Origin of the sequence: Pseudomonas sp. THAF187a (assembly GCF_009363395.1) — a bacterium.
In the GTDB taxonomy this organism is placed as follows: domain Bacteria; phylum Pseudomonadota; class Gammaproteobacteria; order Pseudomonadales; family Pseudomonadaceae; genus Aquipseudomonas; species Aquipseudomonas khazarica.
In genome coordinates, this window is sequence record NZ_CP045349.1 from 4,508,449 (window position 1) to 4,526,560 (window position 18,112).

General features: G+C 58.5%; 31 protein-coding genes. All 31 read right to left on the minus strand.

Going from position 1 to position 18,112, the window contains the following annotated elements:
• Positions 1-36: 36 nt before the first annotated feature.
• Positions 37-501: a bacterioferritin gene (gene bfr, locus FIV02_RS21010; RefSeq protein ID WP_047587342.1), complete on the minus strand. Its 465-nt coding sequence runs from the start codon at positions 499-501 to the stop codon at positions 37-39.
• Between the two features lie 135 nt (positions 502-636).
• Positions 637-2,787: a catalase/peroxidase HPI gene (gene katG / locus FIV02_RS21015; protein ID WP_152489704.1), complete on the minus strand. Its 2,151-nt coding sequence runs from the start codon at positions 2,785-2,787 to the stop codon at positions 637-639.
• A gap of 260 nt (positions 2,788-3,047) precedes the next feature.
• Complete coding sequence (gene rplQ, locus FIV02_RS21020) at positions 3,048-3,434, minus strand: 50S ribosomal protein L17 (RefSeq protein WP_037055738.1); 387 nt, start codon at positions 3,432-3,434, stop codon at positions 3,048-3,050.
• Between the two features lie 44 nt (positions 3,435-3,478).
• Positions 3,479-4,480, minus strand: a complete 1,002-nt coding sequence (rpoA, locus tag FIV02_RS21025; protein WP_037055733.1) for a DNA-directed RNA polymerase subunit alpha — start codon at positions 4,478-4,480, stop codon at positions 3,479-3,481.
• A 22-nt stretch (positions 4,481-4,502) separates the two neighbouring features.
• A complete protein-coding gene (gene rpsD / locus FIV02_RS21030) occupies positions 4,503-5,123 on the minus strand; it encodes a 30S ribosomal protein S4 (protein ID WP_003243935.1) in 621 nt (206 codons plus the stop codon).
• A gap of 17 nt (positions 5,124-5,140) precedes the next feature.
• A complete protein-coding gene (gene rpsK / locus FIV02_RS21035) occupies positions 5,141-5,530 on the minus strand; it encodes a 30S ribosomal protein S11 (protein ID WP_003243933.1) in 390 nt (129 codons plus the stop codon).
• A 30-nt stretch (positions 5,531-5,560) separates the two neighbouring features.
• Complete coding sequence (rpsM, locus tag FIV02_RS21040; RefSeq protein WP_003463275.1) at positions 5,561-5,917, minus strand: 30S ribosomal protein S13; 357 nt, start codon at positions 5,915-5,917, stop codon at positions 5,561-5,563.
• A gap of 133 nt (positions 5,918-6,050) precedes the next feature.
• Positions 6,051-6,167: a 50S ribosomal protein L36 gene (gene rpmJ / locus FIV02_RS21045; RefSeq protein WP_002555468.1), complete on the minus strand. Its 117-nt coding sequence runs from the start codon at positions 6,165-6,167 to the stop codon at positions 6,051-6,053.
• A 28-nt stretch (positions 6,168-6,195) separates the two neighbouring features.
• Complete coding sequence (gene secY, locus FIV02_RS21050) at positions 6,196-7,524, minus strand: preprotein translocase subunit SecY (RefSeq protein WP_037055730.1); 1,329 nt, start codon at positions 7,522-7,524, stop codon at positions 6,196-6,198.
• Entirely contained in the window at positions 7,525-7,959 is a 435-nt protein-coding gene (rplO, locus tag FIV02_RS21055; protein ID WP_037055727.1) for a 50S ribosomal protein L15, read from the minus strand. It abuts the gene before it with no gap.
• A 2-nt stretch (positions 7,960-7,961) separates the two neighbouring features.
• Positions 7,962-8,141 carry a 50S ribosomal protein L30 gene (rpmD, locus tag FIV02_RS21060; protein ID WP_003243922.1) on the minus strand — a complete coding sequence of 60 codons (180 nt, stop codon included), beginning with the start codon at positions 8,139-8,141 and terminating at the stop codon, positions 7,962-7,964.
• A 2-nt stretch (positions 8,142-8,143) separates the two neighbouring features.
• Positions 8,144-8,644, minus strand: a complete 501-nt coding sequence (gene rpsE / locus FIV02_RS21065; RefSeq protein ID WP_152489705.1) for a 30S ribosomal protein S5 — start codon at positions 8,642-8,644, stop codon at positions 8,144-8,146.
• Positions 8,645-8,647: 3 nt separating this feature from the next.
• Positions 8,648-8,998: a 50S ribosomal protein L18 gene (gene rplR, locus FIV02_RS21070; protein ID WP_017675612.1), complete on the minus strand. Its 351-nt coding sequence runs from the start codon at positions 8,996-8,998 to the stop codon at positions 8,648-8,650.
• Positions 8,999-9,009: 11 nt separating this feature from the next.
• Positions 9,010-9,543 (minus strand): 50S ribosomal protein L6, encoded by a 534-nt coding sequence (gene rplF / locus FIV02_RS21075; protein ID WP_037055721.1) that lies wholly within the window; start codon positions 9,541-9,543, stop codon positions 9,010-9,012.
• Between the two features lie 12 nt (positions 9,544-9,555).
• Complete coding sequence (rpsH, locus tag FIV02_RS21080) at positions 9,556-9,948, minus strand: 30S ribosomal protein S8 (RefSeq protein WP_003243915.1); 393 nt, start codon at positions 9,946-9,948, stop codon at positions 9,556-9,558.
• 194 nt (positions 9,949-10,142) lie between these two features.
• On the minus strand, positions 10,143-10,448 hold the full coding sequence (rpsN, locus tag FIV02_RS21085) for a 30S ribosomal protein S14 (RefSeq protein ID WP_037055718.1): 306 nt from the start codon (positions 10,446-10,448) through the stop codon (positions 10,143-10,145).
• Between the two features lie 14 nt (positions 10,449-10,462).
• Entirely contained in the window at positions 10,463-11,002 is a 540-nt protein-coding gene (rplE, locus tag FIV02_RS21090; protein WP_003243911.1) for a 50S ribosomal protein L5, read from the minus strand.
• Positions 11,003-11,021: 19 nt separating this feature from the next.
• Positions 11,022-11,336 carry a 50S ribosomal protein L24 gene (gene rplX / locus FIV02_RS21095; RefSeq protein ID WP_003463290.1) on the minus strand — a complete coding sequence of 105 codons (315 nt, stop codon included), beginning with the start codon at positions 11,334-11,336 and terminating at the stop codon, positions 11,022-11,024.
• Between the two features lie 11 nt (positions 11,337-11,347).
• Positions 11,348-11,716 carry a 50S ribosomal protein L14 gene (rplN, locus tag FIV02_RS21100; protein ID WP_003243907.1) on the minus strand — a complete coding sequence of 123 codons (369 nt, stop codon included), beginning with the start codon at positions 11,714-11,716 and terminating at the stop codon, positions 11,348-11,350.
• Between the two features lie 23 nt (positions 11,717-11,739).
• On the minus strand, positions 11,740-12,006 hold the full coding sequence (gene rpsQ, locus FIV02_RS21105; RefSeq protein WP_003243904.1) for a 30S ribosomal protein S17: 267 nt from the start codon (positions 12,004-12,006) through the stop codon (positions 11,740-11,742).
• A 2-nt stretch (positions 12,007-12,008) separates the two neighbouring features.
• On the minus strand, positions 12,009-12,200 hold the full coding sequence (gene rpmC, locus FIV02_RS21110; RefSeq protein WP_003243902.1) for a 50S ribosomal protein L29: 192 nt from the start codon (positions 12,198-12,200) through the stop codon (positions 12,009-12,011).
• Positions 12,200-12,613 carry a 50S ribosomal protein L16 gene (rplP, locus tag FIV02_RS21115; protein WP_003243901.1) on the minus strand — a complete coding sequence of 138 codons (414 nt, stop codon included), beginning with the start codon at positions 12,611-12,613 and terminating at the stop codon, positions 12,200-12,202. The genes rpmC and rplP overlap by 1 nt, the downstream gene beginning before the upstream one ends.
• A 12-nt stretch (positions 12,614-12,625) precedes the next feature.
• Positions 12,626-13,312 carry a 30S ribosomal protein S3 gene (gene rpsC, locus FIV02_RS21120; protein WP_003243898.1) on the minus strand — a complete coding sequence of 229 codons (687 nt, stop codon included), beginning with the start codon at positions 13,310-13,312 and terminating at the stop codon, positions 12,626-12,628.
• A 13-nt stretch (positions 13,313-13,325) separates the two neighbouring features.
• Positions 13,326-13,658 (minus strand): 50S ribosomal protein L22, encoded by a 333-nt coding sequence (gene rplV / locus FIV02_RS21125; protein WP_003103908.1) that lies wholly within the window; start codon positions 13,656-13,658, stop codon positions 13,326-13,328.
• A gap of 11 nt (positions 13,659-13,669) precedes the next feature.
• Positions 13,670-13,945: a 30S ribosomal protein S19 gene (gene rpsS, locus FIV02_RS21130; RefSeq protein WP_003243896.1), complete on the minus strand. Its 276-nt coding sequence runs from the start codon at positions 13,943-13,945 to the stop codon at positions 13,670-13,672.
• A gap of 16 nt (positions 13,946-13,961) precedes the next feature.
• Positions 13,962-14,786, minus strand: coding sequence for a 50S ribosomal protein L2 (rplB, locus tag FIV02_RS21135; RefSeq protein WP_037055713.1), 825 nt, complete (start codon positions 14,784-14,786; stop codon positions 13,962-13,964).
• A 14-nt stretch (positions 14,787-14,800) separates the two neighbouring features.
• Positions 14,801-15,100, minus strand: coding sequence for a 50S ribosomal protein L23 (gene rplW, locus FIV02_RS21140; protein WP_003243891.1), 300 nt, complete (start codon positions 15,098-15,100; stop codon positions 14,801-14,803).
• The gene (gene rplD, locus FIV02_RS21145) at positions 15,097-15,699 is read right to left on the minus strand and encodes a 50S ribosomal protein L4 (protein WP_037055711.1); all 603 of its coding nucleotides are present in this window, start codon (positions 15,697-15,699) and stop codon (positions 15,097-15,099) included. Before rplD ends, rplW begins: the two co-directional genes overlap by 4 nt.
• A 14-nt stretch (positions 15,700-15,713) precedes the next feature.
• Positions 15,714-16,343 carry a 50S ribosomal protein L3 gene (gene rplC / locus FIV02_RS21150; protein WP_013717347.1) on the minus strand — a complete coding sequence of 210 codons (630 nt, stop codon included), beginning with the start codon at positions 16,341-16,343 and terminating at the stop codon, positions 15,714-15,716.
• Between the two features lie 83 nt (positions 16,344-16,426).
• Positions 16,427-16,738, minus strand: coding sequence for a 30S ribosomal protein S10 (gene rpsJ / locus FIV02_RS21155; RefSeq protein WP_003243886.1), 312 nt, complete (start codon positions 16,736-16,738; stop codon positions 16,427-16,429).
• A gap of 155 nt (positions 16,739-16,893) precedes the next feature.
• Positions 16,894-18,087: an elongation factor Tu gene (tuf, locus tag FIV02_RS21160; protein ID WP_152489706.1), complete on the minus strand. Its 1,194-nt coding sequence runs from the start codon at positions 18,085-18,087 to the stop codon at positions 16,894-16,896.
• Positions 18,088-18,112: the final 25 nt, after the last annotated feature.

Sequence of the window (18,112 nt, forward strand, 5' to 3'; positions counted from 1 at the left end):
GCTTTTTCTTGTGGCTTGCAGCTTGTAGCTTGCCGCTCACATCTGGCTTTGCAGGTACTTCTCGAGCCCCAGCTTGTCGATCAGCTGCAGCTGGATTTCCAGCCAGTAGGCATGATCTTCCTCGGTATCCTTGAGCTGCGCCAGCAGGATGTCGCGGCTCGGGTAATCCTGATGCTGCTCGCACAGCTCGATGCCCTTGCTGAGGGCCGCACGCACTTCGTACTCCAGGGCCAGGTCCAGCTTCAGCGCCTCGGGCACCGTCTGCCCGTAGGTGAAGGGGTTCGGCGCCATGTCCGGCACGCCCTCCAGGAAGATGATGCGCTTGAGCAGGGCATCAGCGTGCTGGGTTTCCTCTTCCATTTCGTGGTTGATGCGCTCGTAGAGCTTGCTGAAGCCCCAGTCCTCATACAGCCGCGAATGGATGAAGTACTGGTCGCGGGCGGCCAGCTCACCCTTGAGCAGGTGCTTGAGGTAGTCGATGACTTCGGTGTGGCCTTTCATGCCGGGCAATCCTTGTAGCGTTCGTTGGCAGAGTGCAATGCTCCGCCTCACACCTGATTCGGTCAAGCAAAAGCACAACGCCTCCACGGGGGAGGCGTTGCGGTCTACTGACGCACGGCTGTGCGTCCTTCAGGCTCAGGCCAGGTCGAAACGATCCAGGTTCATCACCTTGATCCAGGCGGCGATGAAGTCCTTGACCAGCTTCTCCTTGCCGTCGCCACTGGCATAGACCTCGGCATAGGCACGCAGTACCGAGTTGGAGCCGAACACCAGGTCGTTACGGGTGGCGGTGTACTTCACCTGGCCATCCTTGCGAGCCCGCCCTTCGAACACCTCGCTGCTGCTGTCGGTGGCCTTCCACTCGGTGCCCATGTCCAGCAGGTTGACGAAGAAGTCATTGGACAGCACGCCGACCTTGTCGGTGAACACGCCATGCTGGCTGCCGTCATGGTTGGCACCCAGTACACGCAGGCCACCCACCAGCGCCGTCAGCTCGGGCGCTGTCAGGGTCAGCATCTGCGCCTTGTCGACCAGCATCGCTTCGGTCGGCACACCCAGATTGCCCTTGCTGTAGTTGCGGAAGCCATCGGCTGCCGGCTCCAGCACATCGAACGACTCGACATCGGTCTGGTCCTGACGTGCATCGACACGGCCAGCGGCGAACGGCACCTCAGCCGTGACGCCAGCAGCCTTGGCAGCCAGCTCCACGCCCACGTTACCGGCGAGCACGATCACATCCGCCAGCGACGCCTTGCCGGAGGCCTGCTGGATCTCCACCAGTTTCGGCAACACCTTGATCGCACGCTGGTTGACCGCCCAGTCCTTCTGCGGCGCCAGGGCCAGGCGTGCACCATTGGCGCCACCGCGCTTGTCACCACCACGGAAGGTCGAGGCCGAAGCCCAGGCCACGGACACCAGGTCACCGACCGACAGACCGGAGGCCGCGATCTTCGCCTTCAGGTCGGCGATATCGGCAGCGCTCGGGTTGTGCGTGGCGGCTGGCAGCGGGTCTTGCCAGATCAGGTCTTCCTTCGGCACTTCCGGGCCGAGGTAGCGCGCTTTCGGCCCCATGTCGCGGTGCGTCAGCTTGTACCAGGCACGGGCGAAGGCATCGGCGAACGCCTGCGGATCTTCGTAGAAGTGCTTGGAGATCTTGCCGAACTCAGGGTCAAAACGCAGGCTGAGGTCAGTGGTCAGCATGGTCGGCTTGTGGAATTTACCGGGCACGTGCGCATCGGGAATGATCTCCGGTGCATCCTTGGCCACCCACTGCTTGGCACCAGCCGGCGATTTGGTCAGCTCCCATTCGAACTTGAACAGGTTCTCGAAGAAGTTGTTGCTCCACAGCGCCGGGGTCTTCGTCCAGGTAACCTCGAGGCCGCTGGACACGGTGTCCTTGCCATGGCCAGTGCCGAAGTCGCTGGTCCAGCCAAGGCCCTGGGCCTCGATGGGTGCGCCTTCCGGCTCCGGCCCCTTGTGCGATTCAGGGGCTGCACCGTGGCACTTGCCGAAGGTGTGACCGCCCGCGATCAAGGCAACGATCTCTTCGTCATCCATGGCCATGCGGTTGAAGGTGGCGCGGATGTCCTTGGCGGCCTCCAGGTAGTCACCGCTGGCGTTCGGACCTTCCGGGTTCACGTAGATCAGGCCCATGTGGGTGGCACCGAACGGTGCGGCCAGCTCGCGCTCGTCGTTGACGCGCTTGGGATCGACACCCAGCCAGGCGATCTCGGCGCCCCAGTTGACGTCCTGATCCGGTTCCCAGACGTCCTCGCGACCACCGGCAAAGCCGAAGGTACGGAAGCCCATGGACTCGAGCGCCACGTTACCGGCGAGGATGTAGAGGTCGGCCCAGGAAATCGCCTGGCCATACTTCTGCTTGATCGGCCACAGCAGGCGGCGCGACTTGTCGATGTTGACGTTGTCCGGCCAGGAGTTGAGCGGAGCGAAGCGTTGCTGGCCACGACCACCGCCGCCACGGCCATCGGTGGTGCGATAGGTACCGGCCGAGTGCCAGGCCATACGGATGAACTGCGGACCATAGTGACCGAAGTCCGCCGGCCACCAGTCCTGGCTGTCGGTCATCAGCCTGACCAGATCGGCCTTCAGTGCCTTGTAATCGAGCTTCTTGAACGCTTCGGCGTAATTGAACGTCTCGCCGAGCGGGTTGGATCGGTCGGAATGCTGGTTCAGCAAGTCCACACGAAGCTGATTCGGCCACCAATCTCGATTGGTCGTGCCGCCACCTGCAACGTGGTTGAACGGACATTTACCTTGGTTCGACATGCTTCTCTCCTTCTCCTCATCGGGTCGATTGCAGCCTGTGCAATCAACAATGGGACAAGCCTAGACCCGCTTTGTCAGGCGAACCAATTCATGAAGTGTAACGAGCCGATAGCTATTTTCTTTCGCCTGTGGCGGCAGTGAATGCCGAGCGACTGGCAGCGCCACCCGCCGTGGGGCCGCAGAACGTCGCGAGGAACAGGCAGAAATGACGGGCAACAAAAAACCGGGCACTAGGCCCGGTTTCTCGTACAGCAAACGACTTACTCGGCAGCTTCTACCGAGCCGGCGACCGGACGGTCAACCAGTTCGACGTAAGCCATCGGGGCGTTGTCGCCAGCGCGGAAACCGCACTTGAGGATGCGCAGGTAGCCGCCGTTACGGGTGGCGTAGCGCTTGCCCAGATCGTTGAACAGTTTGCCAACGATGGCTTTCGAACGGGTACGGTCGAAGGCCAGACGACGGTTGGCAACGCTGTCTTCCTTGGCCAGGGTGATCAGCGGCTCGGCAACGCGACGCAGTTCCTTGGCTTTCGGCAGGGTAGTTTTGATCAGCTCGTGCTCAAACAGCGATACCGCCATGTTCTGGAACATGGCCTTGCGGTGAGCGCTGGTGCGGCTGAGGTGACGGCCACTTTTACGATGACGCATGGTTCAATTCCTTACCAAACTGTTTCGTTCGGTGATGATGACGATCAGGCAGTGGCCTTATCGTCTTTCTTCAGACTTGCCGGCGGCCAGTTGTCGAGGCGCATACCGAGGGACAGACCGCGAGAAGCCAGAACATCCTTGATTTCGGTCAGGGATTTCTTGCCCAGGTTCGGGGTTTTGAGCAGCTCTACTTCGGTACGCTGAATCAGGTCGCCGATGTAGTAGATGTTCTCTGCCTTGAGGCAGTTGGCCGAACGTACGGTCAGTTCCAGGTCATCGACAGGACGCAGCAGGATCGGATCGATCTCGTCTTCCTGCTCGACCACAACCGGCTCACTGTCACCCTTGAGGTCGACGAACGCGGCCAGCTGCTGCTGCAGGATGGTCGCGGCACGACGGATGGCCTCTTCAGGATCCAGGGTACCGTTGGTTTCCAGGTCGATAACCAGTTTGTCCAGGTTGGTGCGCTGCTCGACACGAGCGTTTTCCACCACGTAGGCAACACGACGTACCGGGCTGAACGAAGCATCCAGCTGCAAGCGACCAATGCTGCGGCTCTCATCTTCGTCGCTCTGGCGAGCGTCGGCTGGCTCATAGCCGCGACCACGAGCTACGGTGAGCTTCATGTTCAGCGAGCCATTGGAGGCCAGGTTGGCGATTACGTGGTCGCCGTTGACGATTTCGACATCGTGATCCAGCTGAATATCGGCAGCGGTAACGACGCCCGGGCCCTTCTTGGACAGAGTCAGGGTCACTTCGTCACGGCCGTGCAGTTTGATAGCCAGACCTTTCAGGTTGAGCAGGATCTCGATGACGTCTTCCTGCACACCTTCGATCGCGGAGTACTCGTGGAGTACGCCGTCGATCTCGGCCTCGACTACTGCACAGCCAGGCATGGAGGACAACAGGATGCGACGCAGCGCGTTGCCCAGGGTATGGCCGAAACCACGCTCGAGAGGCTCGAGGGTGATCTTGGCGCGGGTCGGACTGACCTCCTGCACATCGATGTGACGGGGGGTCAGGAACTCATTTACCGAAATCTGCATGGATGCACCTATTTTCTAGCCCTTACTTGGAGTAGAGCTCGACAATCAGGCTCTCGTTGATGTCAGCGGAGAGATCGCCACGAGCCGGTACGTTCTTGAACACACCAGACTTCTTCTCGGCGTCTACTTCTACCCACTCAACGCGGCCGCGCTGGGCGCAGAGCTCAAGAGCCTGAGCGATGCGCAGCTGGTTCTTCGATTTCTCGCGAACAGCAACTACGTCGCCAGCTTTAACCTGGTAGGACGGTACGTTTACGGTCTGACCGTTGACGCTGATTGCTTTGTGCGAAACCAGCTGACGGGATTCGGCACGGGTAGCGCCAAAGCCCATACGGTAAACCACGTTATCCAGACGGCACTCCAGCAGTTGCAGCAGGTTTTCGCCGGTGGCGCCCTTCTGGCTGGCAGCTTGCTTGTAGTAACCGCTGAACTGACGCTCCAGAACGCCGTAGATACGACGGACTTTCTGCTTCTCACGCAGCTGGGTACCGTAGTCGGATTGACGACCGCGGCGCTGACCGTGAATACCGGGAGCTGCTTCGATGTTGCACTTAGATTCAAGCGCGCGAACACCGCTCTTCAGGAAGAGATCGGTGCCTTCACGGCGAGACAGTTTGCACTTGGGACCAATGTAACGAGCCATTTCTCACTGTCTCCTGTTTACACGCGACGCTTCTTCGGCGGACGGCACCCGTTGTGCGGGATAGGCGTCACGTCGGTGATGCTGGCGATTTTGTAGCCGCAGGCGTTCAGAGCACGCACAGCGGATTCGCGACCTGGGCCTGGACCCTTGACGTTCACGTCGAGGTTCTTCAGACCGTACTCCAGTGCAGCCTGACCAGCGCGCTCGGCGGCGATCTGGGCGGCGAACGGAGTGGACTTACGCGAGCCGCGGAAGCCCGAACCACCGGAGGTAGCCCAGGACAGGGCGTTGCCCTGACGGTCGGTGATGGTCACGATAGTGTTGTTGAAAGACGCGTGGATGTGGGCGATGCCATCAACCACTGTCTTTTTGACTTTTTTACGAGTACGAGCAGCAGGTTTTGCCATGACTAAATTCCTGTCGATTCGCGAATGCGATTACTTGCGGATCGGCTTACGCGGGCCCTTACGGGTGCGAGCGTTGGTCTTGGTACGCTGACCGCGAACCGGCAGACCTTTACGATGACGCAGGCCGCGGTAGCAACCCAGATCCATCAAGCGCTTGATCTTCATATTCACTTCACGACGCAGGTCGCCTTCGGTATTCACCTTGGCTACTTCGCCACGCAGCTGTTCGATCTGCTCGTCAGTCAGATCCTTGATTTTCGCAGCCGGATTTACGCCGGTAGCGGCACAGATTTTCTGTGCAGTGGTGCGACCAACACCGAAGATGTAGGTCAGCGAGATAACAGTGTGCTTGTTATCCGGAATGTTAACGCCTGCAATACGGGCCATTCAGTGGAACTCCAATTGACAGCTACCTACGCCCCGGAAGCCAAGAAATAGGGCGCGAGATATTAACGCTGTAAAAACAAATAATCAACCCGGCAGCGCACTAGCTGCCGGGCTTATCACGCGTGGCTCACACTCAGCCTTGGCGCTGCTTGTGACGCGGCTCTGCGCTGCAGATCACCCGCACGACACCTTCGCGACGGATAATTTTGCAGTTACGGCACAGCTTTTTCACCGATGCACGAACTTTCATTACCAACTCCTCGAACCTTACGGGTGGATCAGCGGAGCATGCCGCTGCCATAACCCTTCAGGTTGGCTTTCTTCATCAGGGAATCGTACTGGTGAGACACGAGGTGAGATTGCACTTGGGACATGAAGTCCATGACAACCACGACCACGATCAGCAACGAGGTCCCGCCAAGGTAGAACGGAACGTTGGCCGCCACCACCAGGAACTGGGGCAACAGGCACACGGCCGTCATGTACAGAGCACCGAACATGGTCAAGCGGGTCAGTACGCCATCGATATAGCGTGCCGACTGCTCGCCCGGACGGATGCCCGGAATAAAGGCACCGGACTTCTTCAGGTTTTCCGCTACGTCTTTCGGGTTGAACATCAGCGCTGTGTAGAAGAAGCAGAAGAAAATGATCCCTGCACTAAACAGCAGAATGTTCAACGGCTGACCAGGAGCGATAGCCTGCGAAATGTCCTGCAGCCAGCCCAGACCTTCGGACTGACCGAACCAAGACCCCAGCGAGGCCGGGAACAGCAGAAGGCTGCTGGCGAAAATGGCCGGGATCACGCCCGCCATGTTCACCTTCAACGGCAAGTGGCTGGTCTGCGCAGCGAAGACCTTGCGGCCCTGCTGACGCTTGGCGTAGTGCACCGCAATGCGACGCTGACCACGCTCGATGAACACCACGAAACCGATGATCGCTACTGCCAGCAGGCCGATGGCAATCAGGGCGAAGATGTTGATATCGCCTTGACGGGCAGACTCGAAAGACTGCCCGATTGCCGCCGGCAGACCGGCCACGATGCCAGCAAAAATCAGCATCGAGATACCGTTGCCGACACCACGCTCGGTGATCTGCTCGCCCAGCCACATCATGAACATCGCGCCCGCCACAAAAGTGGTGACCGCCACGAAGTGGAAGCCGAAATCGACCGAGAACGCTACGCCCTGACTGGCCAGACCAACGGACATGCCGATGGCCTGGACGAATGCCAGGGCGAGAGTGCCGTAGCGGGTGTACTGGCTGATCTTGCGACGGCCAGCTTCACCTTCCTTCTTCAACTGCTCCAGCTGCGGGCTGACGGCGGTCATCAGCTGCATGATGATCGATGCCGAGATGTACGGCATGATCCCCAGTGCAAAGATGCTCATCCGCTCCAGCGCGCCGCCGGAAAACATGTTGAACAAGCTAAGAATGGTCCCCTCATTCTGCCGGAACAGATCCGCCAGTCGGTCTGGGTTGATGCCAGGAACCGGGATGTGCGCACCTATCCGGTAGACGATGATCGCCAGGAACAGGAAGCGCAGTCGAGCCCAGAGTTCGGACAACCCGCCACCTGCCAGCGCTGAGAGAGCACCTTGCTTAGCCATTTAGTCCTCGAACTTACCGCCAGCTGCTTCGATAGCCGCACGCGCACCCTTGGTGGCGGCGATACCTTTCAGGGTGACCGCACGGGTAACCTCACCGGACAGCATGACTTTGACGCGCTGTACGTGTTGGCCTACCAGGTTGGCATCCTTCAGAGCCTGCAGAGTAACGACATCGCCTTCAACCTTGTTCAGCTCGGAGGTACGCAGTTCAGCGCGATCCATAGCCTTCAGGGAAACGAAGCCGAACTTCGGCAGACGGCGGTGCAGCGGCTGCTGACCACCCTCGAAGCCCGGAGCGATGGAGCCACCGGAGCGGGAGGTCTGACCTTTGTGACCACGGCCACCAGTCTTGCCCAGACCGCTACCGATACCACGGCCCGGACGGTGCTTTTCGCGACGGGCACCCGGCGCGGAACGCAGATCGTTCAGTTGCATGATTAACCCTCCACCTTCAGCAGGTAGTAAGCCTTGTTGATCATGCCGCGGTTTTCCGGAGTATCCAGAACCTCTACGGTGTGACCGATGCGGCGCAGGCCCAGGCCCTTGACGCAAGCTTTGTGATTGGCCAGACGGCCATTGGTGCTCTTGATCAGAGTCACTTTGACGGTGTTAGCCATGGTTAGAGAATCTCCTCGACGCTCTTGCCACGCTTGGCCGCAACGGATTCCGGAGACTGCATGGTCTTCAGACCTTCGAAAGTGGCATGAACCACGTTCACCGGGTTGGTCGAGCCGTAGCACTTGGCCAGAACGTTCTGCACACCAGCCACTTCCAGCACGGCACGCATGGCGCCGCCGGCGATGATACCGGTACCTTCGGAAGCCGGCTGCATGAACACCTTGGAGGCGCCGTGAGCGGACTTGATCGGGTACTGCAGAGTGCTGCCGTTCAGATCCACCTGGATCATGTTGCGACGCGCAGCTTCCATCGCCTTCTGGATGGCAGCCGGTACTTCACGGGACTTGCCACGGCCGAAACCGACGCGACCCTTGCCATCACCCACTACGGTCAGTGCGGTGAAGGTGAAGATACGGCCACCTTTGACGGTCTTGGCAACGCGGTTAACCTGAACCAGCTTCTCGATGTAGCCTTCGTCGCGCTTTTGGTCGTTATTTGCCATAACTTAGAACTCCAGCCCGCCTTCACGAGCAGCATCAGCCAGCGCCTTGACGCGGCCGTGGTACTTGAAGCCAGAACGGTCGAATGCCACTTGAGTCACACCAGCGGCTTTCGCACGCTCAGCAACCAGCGCACCAACTTTCTTGGCTGCGTCGACGTTGCCGGTGGCGCCATCACGCAGAGCTTTGTCCAAGGTAGAGGCGCTGGCCAGAACCTTGCTGCCGTCGGCCGAGATGACCTGGGCATAGATGTGCTGCGAAGAGCGATACACGCACAGACGCACGGCTTCGAGCTCGTGCATTTTCAGGCGTGCTTTGCGAGCGCGACGCAGACGAGTAACTTTTTTGTCGGTCATTTCTCAGCCCCTTACTTCTTCTTGGCTTCTTTACGACGGACAACTTCATCCGCGTAACGAACGCCTTTGCCCTTGTACGGCTCAGGACGACGGAAGTCACGGATCTCCGCAGCCACCTGACCCACCAGTTGCTTGTCGATACCCTTGATCAGGATTTCGGTCTGGTTCGGGGTTTCGGCCACGACGCCTTCCGGCAGTTCGTAGTCGATCGGGTGGGAGAAGCCCAGAGCAAGGTTCAGCACCTGGCCTTTGGCTTGAGCTTTGTAGCCCACACCTACCAGTTGCAGCTTACGCTCGAAGCCTTGGCTGACACCGATGACCATGTTGTTCACCAGAGCGCGAGTAGTACCGGCCATGGCACGGTTCTGCTGGTCGCCGTTACGAGCAGCGAAACGCAGCTCGCTACCTTCCTGGATCACTTCCACGGACGAATGAACGTTCAGTTCCAGAGTGCCCTTGGCACCCTTCACCGAGAGCTGCTGACCGGCGAGTTTGATCTCGACACCAGCTGGCAGCGCGACGGGGTTCTTAGCAACGCGAGACATGCTTATCCCCCCTTAGAACACGGTGCAGAGCACTTCGCCGCCGACACCGGCAGCGCGCGCAGCGCGATCCGTCATCACACCTTTGTTGGTGGAGACGATGGAAACACCGAGACCGCCACGAACCTTCGGCAGGTCATCGACGGATTTGTATTGACGAAGGCCAGGACGGCTCACGCGCTTGACTTCCTCGATGACCGGACGGCCTTCGAAGTACTTCAGCTCGATGGACAGTTGTGGCTTGGCTTCGCCATTTACTTCGTAACCCGCAATGTAACCCTCGTCCTTCAGAACTTTGGCTACAGCCACCTTCAGAGTGGAAGACGGCATGCTTACGACGGACTTTTCAGCCATCTGGGCATTACGGATACGAGTTAGCATGTCCGCTAACGGGTCCTGCATACTCATGGGCTAGACGCTCCTGATACAAAAAGAACAGCCCGAGGGCTGTGGGATCATCCAAAAGCTCGGCACGTAAATACCAGGCTCAGGAGAGCCGGACATTCTAGAGACCGATCAAAAATGAAGCAAGCCCCAAAAGGGGCTTGTTCAACAAAAGGCAAAGCCGGCACAAGGCCGGCTCTGCTTTCAGCTACCGCTGATTACCAGCTGGCTTTCACCAGGCCCGGTACGTCACCGCGCATGGCGGCTTCGCGCAGCTTGTTACGCGACAGACCGAACTTGCGGTAAACGCCGTGCGGACGGCCGGTGATGCGGCAACGGTTACGCAGGCGCGAGGCGCTGGCGTCACGTGGCTGCTTCTGCAGGGCGACCTGCGCTTCCCAACGAGCTTCCGGAGTGGAGTTCGGGTTAACGATGATCGCTTTCAGCTCGGCACGCTTCTTGGCGTACTTGGCAACCGTTTGCTGACGCTTCAGCTCACGGTTCTTCATGCTCATTTTGGCCATTTTCCAGACTCCGATCAGTTGCGGAACGGGAAGTTGAAAGCACGCAGCAGAGCGCGGCCTTCATCATCGTTACGGGCAGTGGTAGTCAGGGTGATGTCCAGACCACGCAGCGCATCGATCTTGTCGTAATCGATTTCCGGGAAGATGATCTGCTCTTTCACGCCCATGCTGTAGTTGCCGCGGCCGTCGAAGGACTTGGCATTCAGGCCGCGGAAGTCACGCACGCGCGGCAGGGAGATGGACAGCAGACGATCCAGGAACTCGTACATACGCTCGCGACGCAGAGTGACCTTGACGCCAATCGGCCAGCCTTCACGAACCTTGAAACCTGCGATCGACTTGCGGGCATGAGTCACGACGACTTTCTGACCGGTGATCTTCTCGAGGTCGGCAACGGCGTTCTCGATGACCTTCTTGTCACCGATCGCTTCGCCCAAGCCCATGTTCAGGGTGATTTTGGTGATGCGCGGAACTTCCATCACGTTGGCCAGCTTCAGTTCTTCCTTCAGCTTGGGCGCGATTTCCTTCCGGTAAATCTCTTTCAGTCGTGCCATGGTGTTCTACCTATGATTCTCAAGCGCCAACCGGCTTTTGGGTGGACTTGAAGACACGAATTTTCTTGCCGTCTTCGACCTTGAAGCCAACGCGATCAGCCTTGTTGGTTTCAGAGTTGAAGATGGCAACGTTGGAAGCGTGCAGCGGCGCTTCTTTCTCGACGATACCGCCTTGAACGCCCGACATCGGGTTCGGCTTGGTGTGGCGCTTCACCAGGTTGATGCCGCCAACGACCAGACGGTCGTCAGCGAGAACCTTGAGCACCTTGCCACGCTTACCTTTGTCTTTGCCGGCGATCACGATGATCTCGTCGTCACGACGAATCTTTTGCATGTCGGATCTCCTTAAAGCACTTCAGGGGCGAGCGAGACGATCTTCATGAACTTCTCGGAACGAAGTTCACGGGTCACTGGCCCGAAAATACGGGTACCGATCGGCTCTTGCTTGTTGTTCAGCAGAACAGCAGCGTTGCCGTCGAAGCGGATGATCGAGCCGTCGGCACGGCGAACGCCGTGACGGGTACGAACGACCACTGCGGTCATGACCTGACCTTTCTTCACTTTGCCGCGCGGAATTGCTTCCTTGACGGTGACCTTGATGATGTCGCCGATGCCGGCGTAGCGACGATGCGAGCCGCCCAGCACCTTGATGCACATGACGCGACGTGCACCACTGTTGTCAGCCACATCGAGCATGGATTGAGTCTGAATCATAAAATTTCTCCGACCCTTAGCTCTTAGACTTCTACGGCGCGTTCAACGACTTCAACCAGAGCCCAGGACTTGGTCTTGGACTGCGGGCGGGTTTCGCGGATGGAAACCTTGTCGCCGATCTTGCACTGGTTGGATTCGTCGTGAGCGTGCAGCTTGGTCGAACGCTTGACGTATTTACCGTAGATCGGGTGCTTGACGCGACGCTCGATCAGAACGGTGATGGTCTTGTCCATCTTGTCGCTGACAACACGGCCGGTCAGCGTACGGACTGTTTTTTCAACTTCGGCCATGATCACTTACCTGCCTGCTGGCTGAGGACAGTCTTGACGCGAGCGATGTCGCGCTTCACTTGCGAGAGCAGGTGCGACTGCCCCAGCTGGCCAGTTGCCTTCTGCATACGCAGATTGAACTGGTCGCGCAGCAGCTCGAGCAGTTGCTCGTTCAGCTGCTGTGCGCTTTTTTCACGAAGTTCGGTCGCTTTCATCACATCACCGTCCGCTTAACAAAGGTGGTGGCGAGCGGCAGCTTTGCAGCAGCCAGGGCGAAGGCCTCGCGCGCCAGCTCTTCGGATACGCCTTCGATCTCGTACAGGACTTTGCCTGGCTGGATCTGGGCTACCCAGTATTCAACGCCACCCTTACCTTTACCCATACGCACTTCGAGAGGCTTCTTGGTAACCGGCTTGTCCGGGAAGACGCGGATCCAGATCTTGCCGCCACGTTTTACGTGACGAGTCAGAGCACGACGAGCGGACTCGATCTGACGAGCGGTGAGACGACCGCGGGCGACAGACTTCAGCGCGAACTCGCCGAAGCTGACTTTGCTACCGCGCTGAGCCAGACCACGGTTGTGGCCGGTCATCTGCTTGCGGAACTTCGTACGCTTTGGTTGCAACATGATGCGTACTCCTTATTTCTTAGCAGCTTTACGAGGAGCGGGCGCTTGCGGCTTCAGCTCTTCAGTGCGGCCACCAATGACCTCACCCTTGAAGATCCAAACCTTGACGCCGATCACACCGTAAGTGGTGTGCGCTTCGTAGGTGGCGTAATCGATGTCGGCACGCAGGGTGTGCAGGGGCACACGACCTTCGCGATACCACTCGGTACGAGCGATTTCAGCGCCGCCGAGACGACCACTCACCTGGATCTTGATGCCCTTGGCACCAATGCGCATGGCGTTCTGTACAGCGCGCTTCATGGCGCGACGGAACATAACGCGACGCTCCAGCTGCTGAGCTACGCTCTGCGCAACCAGCATACCGTCGAGCTCCGGCTTGCGGATCTCTTCGATGTTGATGTGCACCGGCACACCCATTTGCTTGGTCAGGTCCTGACGCAGCTTCTCAACATCTTCACCTTTCTTGCCGATCACGATGCCGGGACGAGCGGTGTGGATGGTGATGCGTGCGGTTTGAGCCGGACGAGCGATGTCGATACGGCTAACGGACGCGCTTTTTAGTTTGTCTTGCAGGTATGCACGAACCTTCAGATCGGCATTCAGATAGTCGGCGTAATTGCGACCGTCTGCGTACCAGACCGAGGTGTGATCCTTGACGATTCCCAGGCGGATGCCAACGGGATGTACTTTCTGACCCATCTGATCGACTCCGTTACTTGTCCGCAACCTTGACAGTGATATGGCAAGACCGCTTGACGATGCGATCAGCACGGCCTTTGGCACGCGGCATGATGCGCTTAAGCGAACGCCCTTCGTTGACGAAAACGGTGCTGACCTTCAGGTCATCAACGTCTGCGCCTTCGTTGTGCTCGGCGTTGGCAACGGCCGACTCCAGCACTTTCTTCATGATCTCGGCGGCTTTCTTGCTGCTGAAAGCCAGCAGGTTGAGCGCTTCGCCCACCTTCTTCCCGCGGATCTGGTCGGCGACCAGGCGAGCTTTCTGGGCGGAGATGCGAGCGCCCGACAACTTAGCGGCTACTTCCATTTCCAAACCCCTTAACGCTTGCCTTTCTTGTCGGCAACGTGACCACGATAGGTACGAGTGCCGGCAAATTCGCCCAGTTTGTGGCCGACCATGTCTTCGTTCACGAGAACCGGGACATGCTGACGACCGTTATGCACGGCGATGGTCAAACCGACCATCTGCGGCAGGATCATCGAACGACGCGACCAGGTTTTAACCGGCTTGCGATCATTCTTTTCCACCGCCGCTTCGACCTTCTTCAGTAGGTGAAGATCGATAAAAGGACCTTTTTTCAGAGAACGTGGCACTGTCGTATCCCTCTATTTACTTGCGACGACGGACGATCATGTTGTCGGTGCGCTTGTTAGCACGGGTCTTCGCGCCCTTGGTCGGGAAGCCCCATGGCGACACCGGATGACGACCACCGGAGGTACGACCTTCACCACCACCGTGCGGGTGATCAACCGGGTTCATGGCAACACCACGAACGGTCGGACGAACACCACGCCAGCGCTTGGCGCCAGCCTTACCCAGCGAACGCAGGCTGTGCTCGGAGTTCGAGACTTCGCCCAGGGTCGCACGGCACTCAGCCAGGACTTTGCGCATTTCGCCGGAGCGCAGACGCAGAGTCACATAAGCACCTTCACGCGCGATCAGCTGAGCGGAAGCACCAGCGGAACGAGCGATCTGCGCGCCTTTACCCGGCTTCAGCTCGATACCGTGAACGGTCGAACCCACCGGAATGTTGCGCAGCTGCAGGCTGTTACCGGCCTTGATCGGAGCCATGATGCCCGCGATCAGTTGGTCGCCAGCTACAACGCCTTTCGGGGCGATGATGTAGCGACGCTCACCGTCGGCGTACTTCAGCAGAGCGATGTGAGCAGTACGGTTCGGATCGTATTCCACGCGCTCGACAGTGGCAGGGATGCCATCTTTGTCGTTGCGACGGAAGTCGACCAGACGGTAATGCTGCTTGTGACCACCACCAACGTGACGCGTGGTGATACGGCCGTTGTTGTTACGACCACCGGACTTCGACTTCTTCTCGAGCAGCGGAGCGTACGGAGCGCCTTTGTGCAGCTCCTGATTGACCACCTTGACCACAAAACGGCGGCCAGCGGAAGTCGGTTTGCATTTAACGATTGCCATGATGCACCCCTTCCTTACTCAGCACTGCTGGTGAAATCGAGATCTTGGCCCGGCTGAAGGGAGATAACTGCCTTCTTCCAGTCGTTACGCTTGCCCAGACCGCGAGCGGTGCGCTTGCTCTTGCCCAGAACGTTCTGGGTAGTAACGCGCTCAACCTTCACGTTGAACAGGCTTTCGACGGCCTTCTTGATTTCCAGCTTGGTCGCATCGGTAGCGACTTTGAAAACGAACTGACCTTGCTTGTCAGCCAGAACCGTGGCCTTCTCGGAGATGTGCGGGCCAAGCAGCACTTTGAATACGCGTTCCTGGTTCATCCCAGCAGCTCCTCGAATTTCTTCACGGCCGAAACAGTGACCAGCACTTTTTCGTACGCGATCAGGCTGACCGGATCGGAACCCTGGACGTCACGTACATCGACGTGCGGCAGGTTGCGGGCAGCCAGGTACAGGTTCTGATCGACCGCGTCGGATACGATCAGCACATCGTTCAGACCCAGGCCGTTCAGCTTGCTCAGCAGAGCCTTGGTTTTCGGAGCTTCGACAGCAAAGTCTTCAACCACTACCAGACGGTCGGTACGAACCAGCTCAGCAAGGATGGAGCGCAGGGCTGCGCGGTACATCTTCTTGTTCAGCTTCTGATCATGGTTACGGGTGGACGCTGCGAAGGTCACACCACCGCCACGCCAGATCGGACCACGGGTGGTACCCGCACGAGCACGACCGGTACCCTTCTGACGCCACGGGCGCTTACCGCCACCGGAAACGTCGGAACGGGACTTCTGGCCTTTGGTGCCCTGACGGCCGCCGGCCATGTAGGCCACGACTGCTTGGTGAACCAGGGTCTCGTTGAACTCGCCACCGAAGGTCGCTTCGGACACTTCGATCGCCTGAGCGCCATTTACATTCAATTGCATCTCAGATTCTCCCCTTACGCCTTGACAGCCGGACGAACGATAACGTCGCCGCCAGTAGCGCCCGGAACGGCACCCTTGACCAGCAGCAGGTTACGCTCGGCGTCTACGCGAACAACTTCCAGGGACTGCACGGTCACGCGCTCGGCGCCCATATGACCGGACATCTTCTTGCCCTTGAATACACGACCCGGGGTCTGGCACTGACCGATGGAACCCGGTACACGGTGCGAAACGGAGTTACCGTGAGTGTTGTCCTGGCCGCGGAAGTTCCAACGCTTGATGGTACCGGCGAAGCCTTTACCTTTGGACTGACCGGTCACGTCGACCAGTTGACCAGCTTGGAAAATTTCAGCGTTGATCAGATCGCCAGCCTGGTAGTCGCCTTCTTCAAGACGGAATTCCAGAACGGTACGACCTGCCGCGACGTTCGCCTTGGCGAAGTGGCCAGCCTGAGCCTTGCTAACACGCGAAGCACGACGTTCACCGACAGTGACCTGCACTGCACGATAGCCATCGGACTCCTCGTTTTTGAACTGGGTGACGCGATTCGGTTCGATCTCGATGACCGTGACCGGAATGGAGACACCTTCTTCGGTGAAAATGCGGGTCATGCCGCACTTACGACCGACTACACCAATAGTCATGTTCTAAACCTCATGAGTGTACGGGGCTTTCACCCGCTATGGCCGCCCATTTCAGAGCGTTACACGACTAAAACCGCCAGGTTTTAGCCGAGGCTGATCTGCACTTCCACGCCTGCCGCAAGGTCGAGCTTCATCAGCGCATCAACGGTTTTATCCGTCGGCTGGACGATGTCCAGAACACGCTTATGAGTGCGGATTTCGTACTGATCACGCGCGTCTTTGTTGACGTGCGGGGAAATCAGAACGGTATACCGCTCCTTACGAGTAGGCAGAGGAATCGGACCACGCACCTGAGCACCAGTACGTTTCGCGGTTTCCACGATTTCCTGGGTAGATTGATCGATCAGGCGATGGTCAAAAGCCTTCAACCGAATACGGATTTGTTGGTTTTGCATTTTGACCTCAGATTCCAAGCTGCTAATCCCCACAGACGGACTACGCCCGTTCGAGGGAGGCGCAATTGTACGGATGCCCCCCAGGGGTGTCAACTTTTAACCAGCTCAAAAGAAAAGGGCCCCGAAGGGCCCCTTTCTTTCAAGCGGATCGTTGATTACTCGACGATCTTGGCAACCACGCCGGCGCCGACGGTACGACCGCCTTCGCGGATCGCGAAGCGCAGGCCGTCTTCCATGGCGATCGGCTTGATCAGGGTGACAACCATCTTGATGTTGTCGCCCGGCATTACCATCTCAACGCCTTCCGGCAGTTCGCACGAACCGGTCACGTCAGTGGTACGGAAGTAGAACTGCGGACGGTAGCCCTTGAAGAACGGGGTGTGACGACCACCTTCTTCCTTGGACAGAACGTACACTTCAGCTTCGAACTTGGTGTGCGGCTTGATGGTGCCCGGCTTGGCCAGAACCTGACCACGCTCGACTTCATCACGCTTGGTGCCGCGCAGCAGCACGCCGCAGTTCTCACCAGCACGACCTTCGTCCAGCAGCTTGCGGAACATCTCAACGCCGGTGCAGGTGGTCTTGGTGGTCGGACGCAGACCGACGATTTCGATTTCTTCCTGGATCTTGACGATACCGCGCTCTACACGACCGGTAACAACAGTACCGCGGCCGGAGATCGAGAATACGTCTTCGATCGGCATCAGGAACGGACGATCGATGGCACGAACCGGCTCAGGAATGTAGCTATCCAGAGTCTCGACCAGCTTCTTAACGGCAGTGGTGCCCAGCTCGTTGTCGTCTTCGCCGTTCAGGGCCATCAGAGCAGAACCGATGATGATCGGAGTGTCGTCGCCCGGGAAGTCGTAGGTGCTCAGCAGGTCGCGAACTTCCATCTCAACCAGTTCCAGCAGCTCGGCGTCGTCAACCATGTCGGCCTTGTTCAGGAACACGACGATGTACGGTACGCCAACCTGACGGGACAGCAGGATGTGCTCACGGGTTTGCGGCATCGGACCATCGGCAGCCGAGCAGACCAGGATCGCGCCGTCCATCTGGGCGGCACCGGTGATCATGTTCTTCACGTAGTCGGCGTGGCCCGGGCAGTCAACGTGCGCGTAGTGACGAATGGTGGAGTCGTACTCTACGTGCGCGGTGTTGATGGTGATACCACGAGCTTTTTCTTCCGGAGCGCTGTCGATCTTGTCGAAGTCGACCTTGGCCGAACCGAAAACTTCGGAGCAGACACGGGTCAGAGCAGCGGTCAGAGTGGTCTTACCGTGGTCAACGTGACCGATGGTGCCGACGTTGACGTGCGGTTTGTTACGTTCGAATTTTTCCTTAGCCACGACAGTAAACCTCTTACTTAAAGGG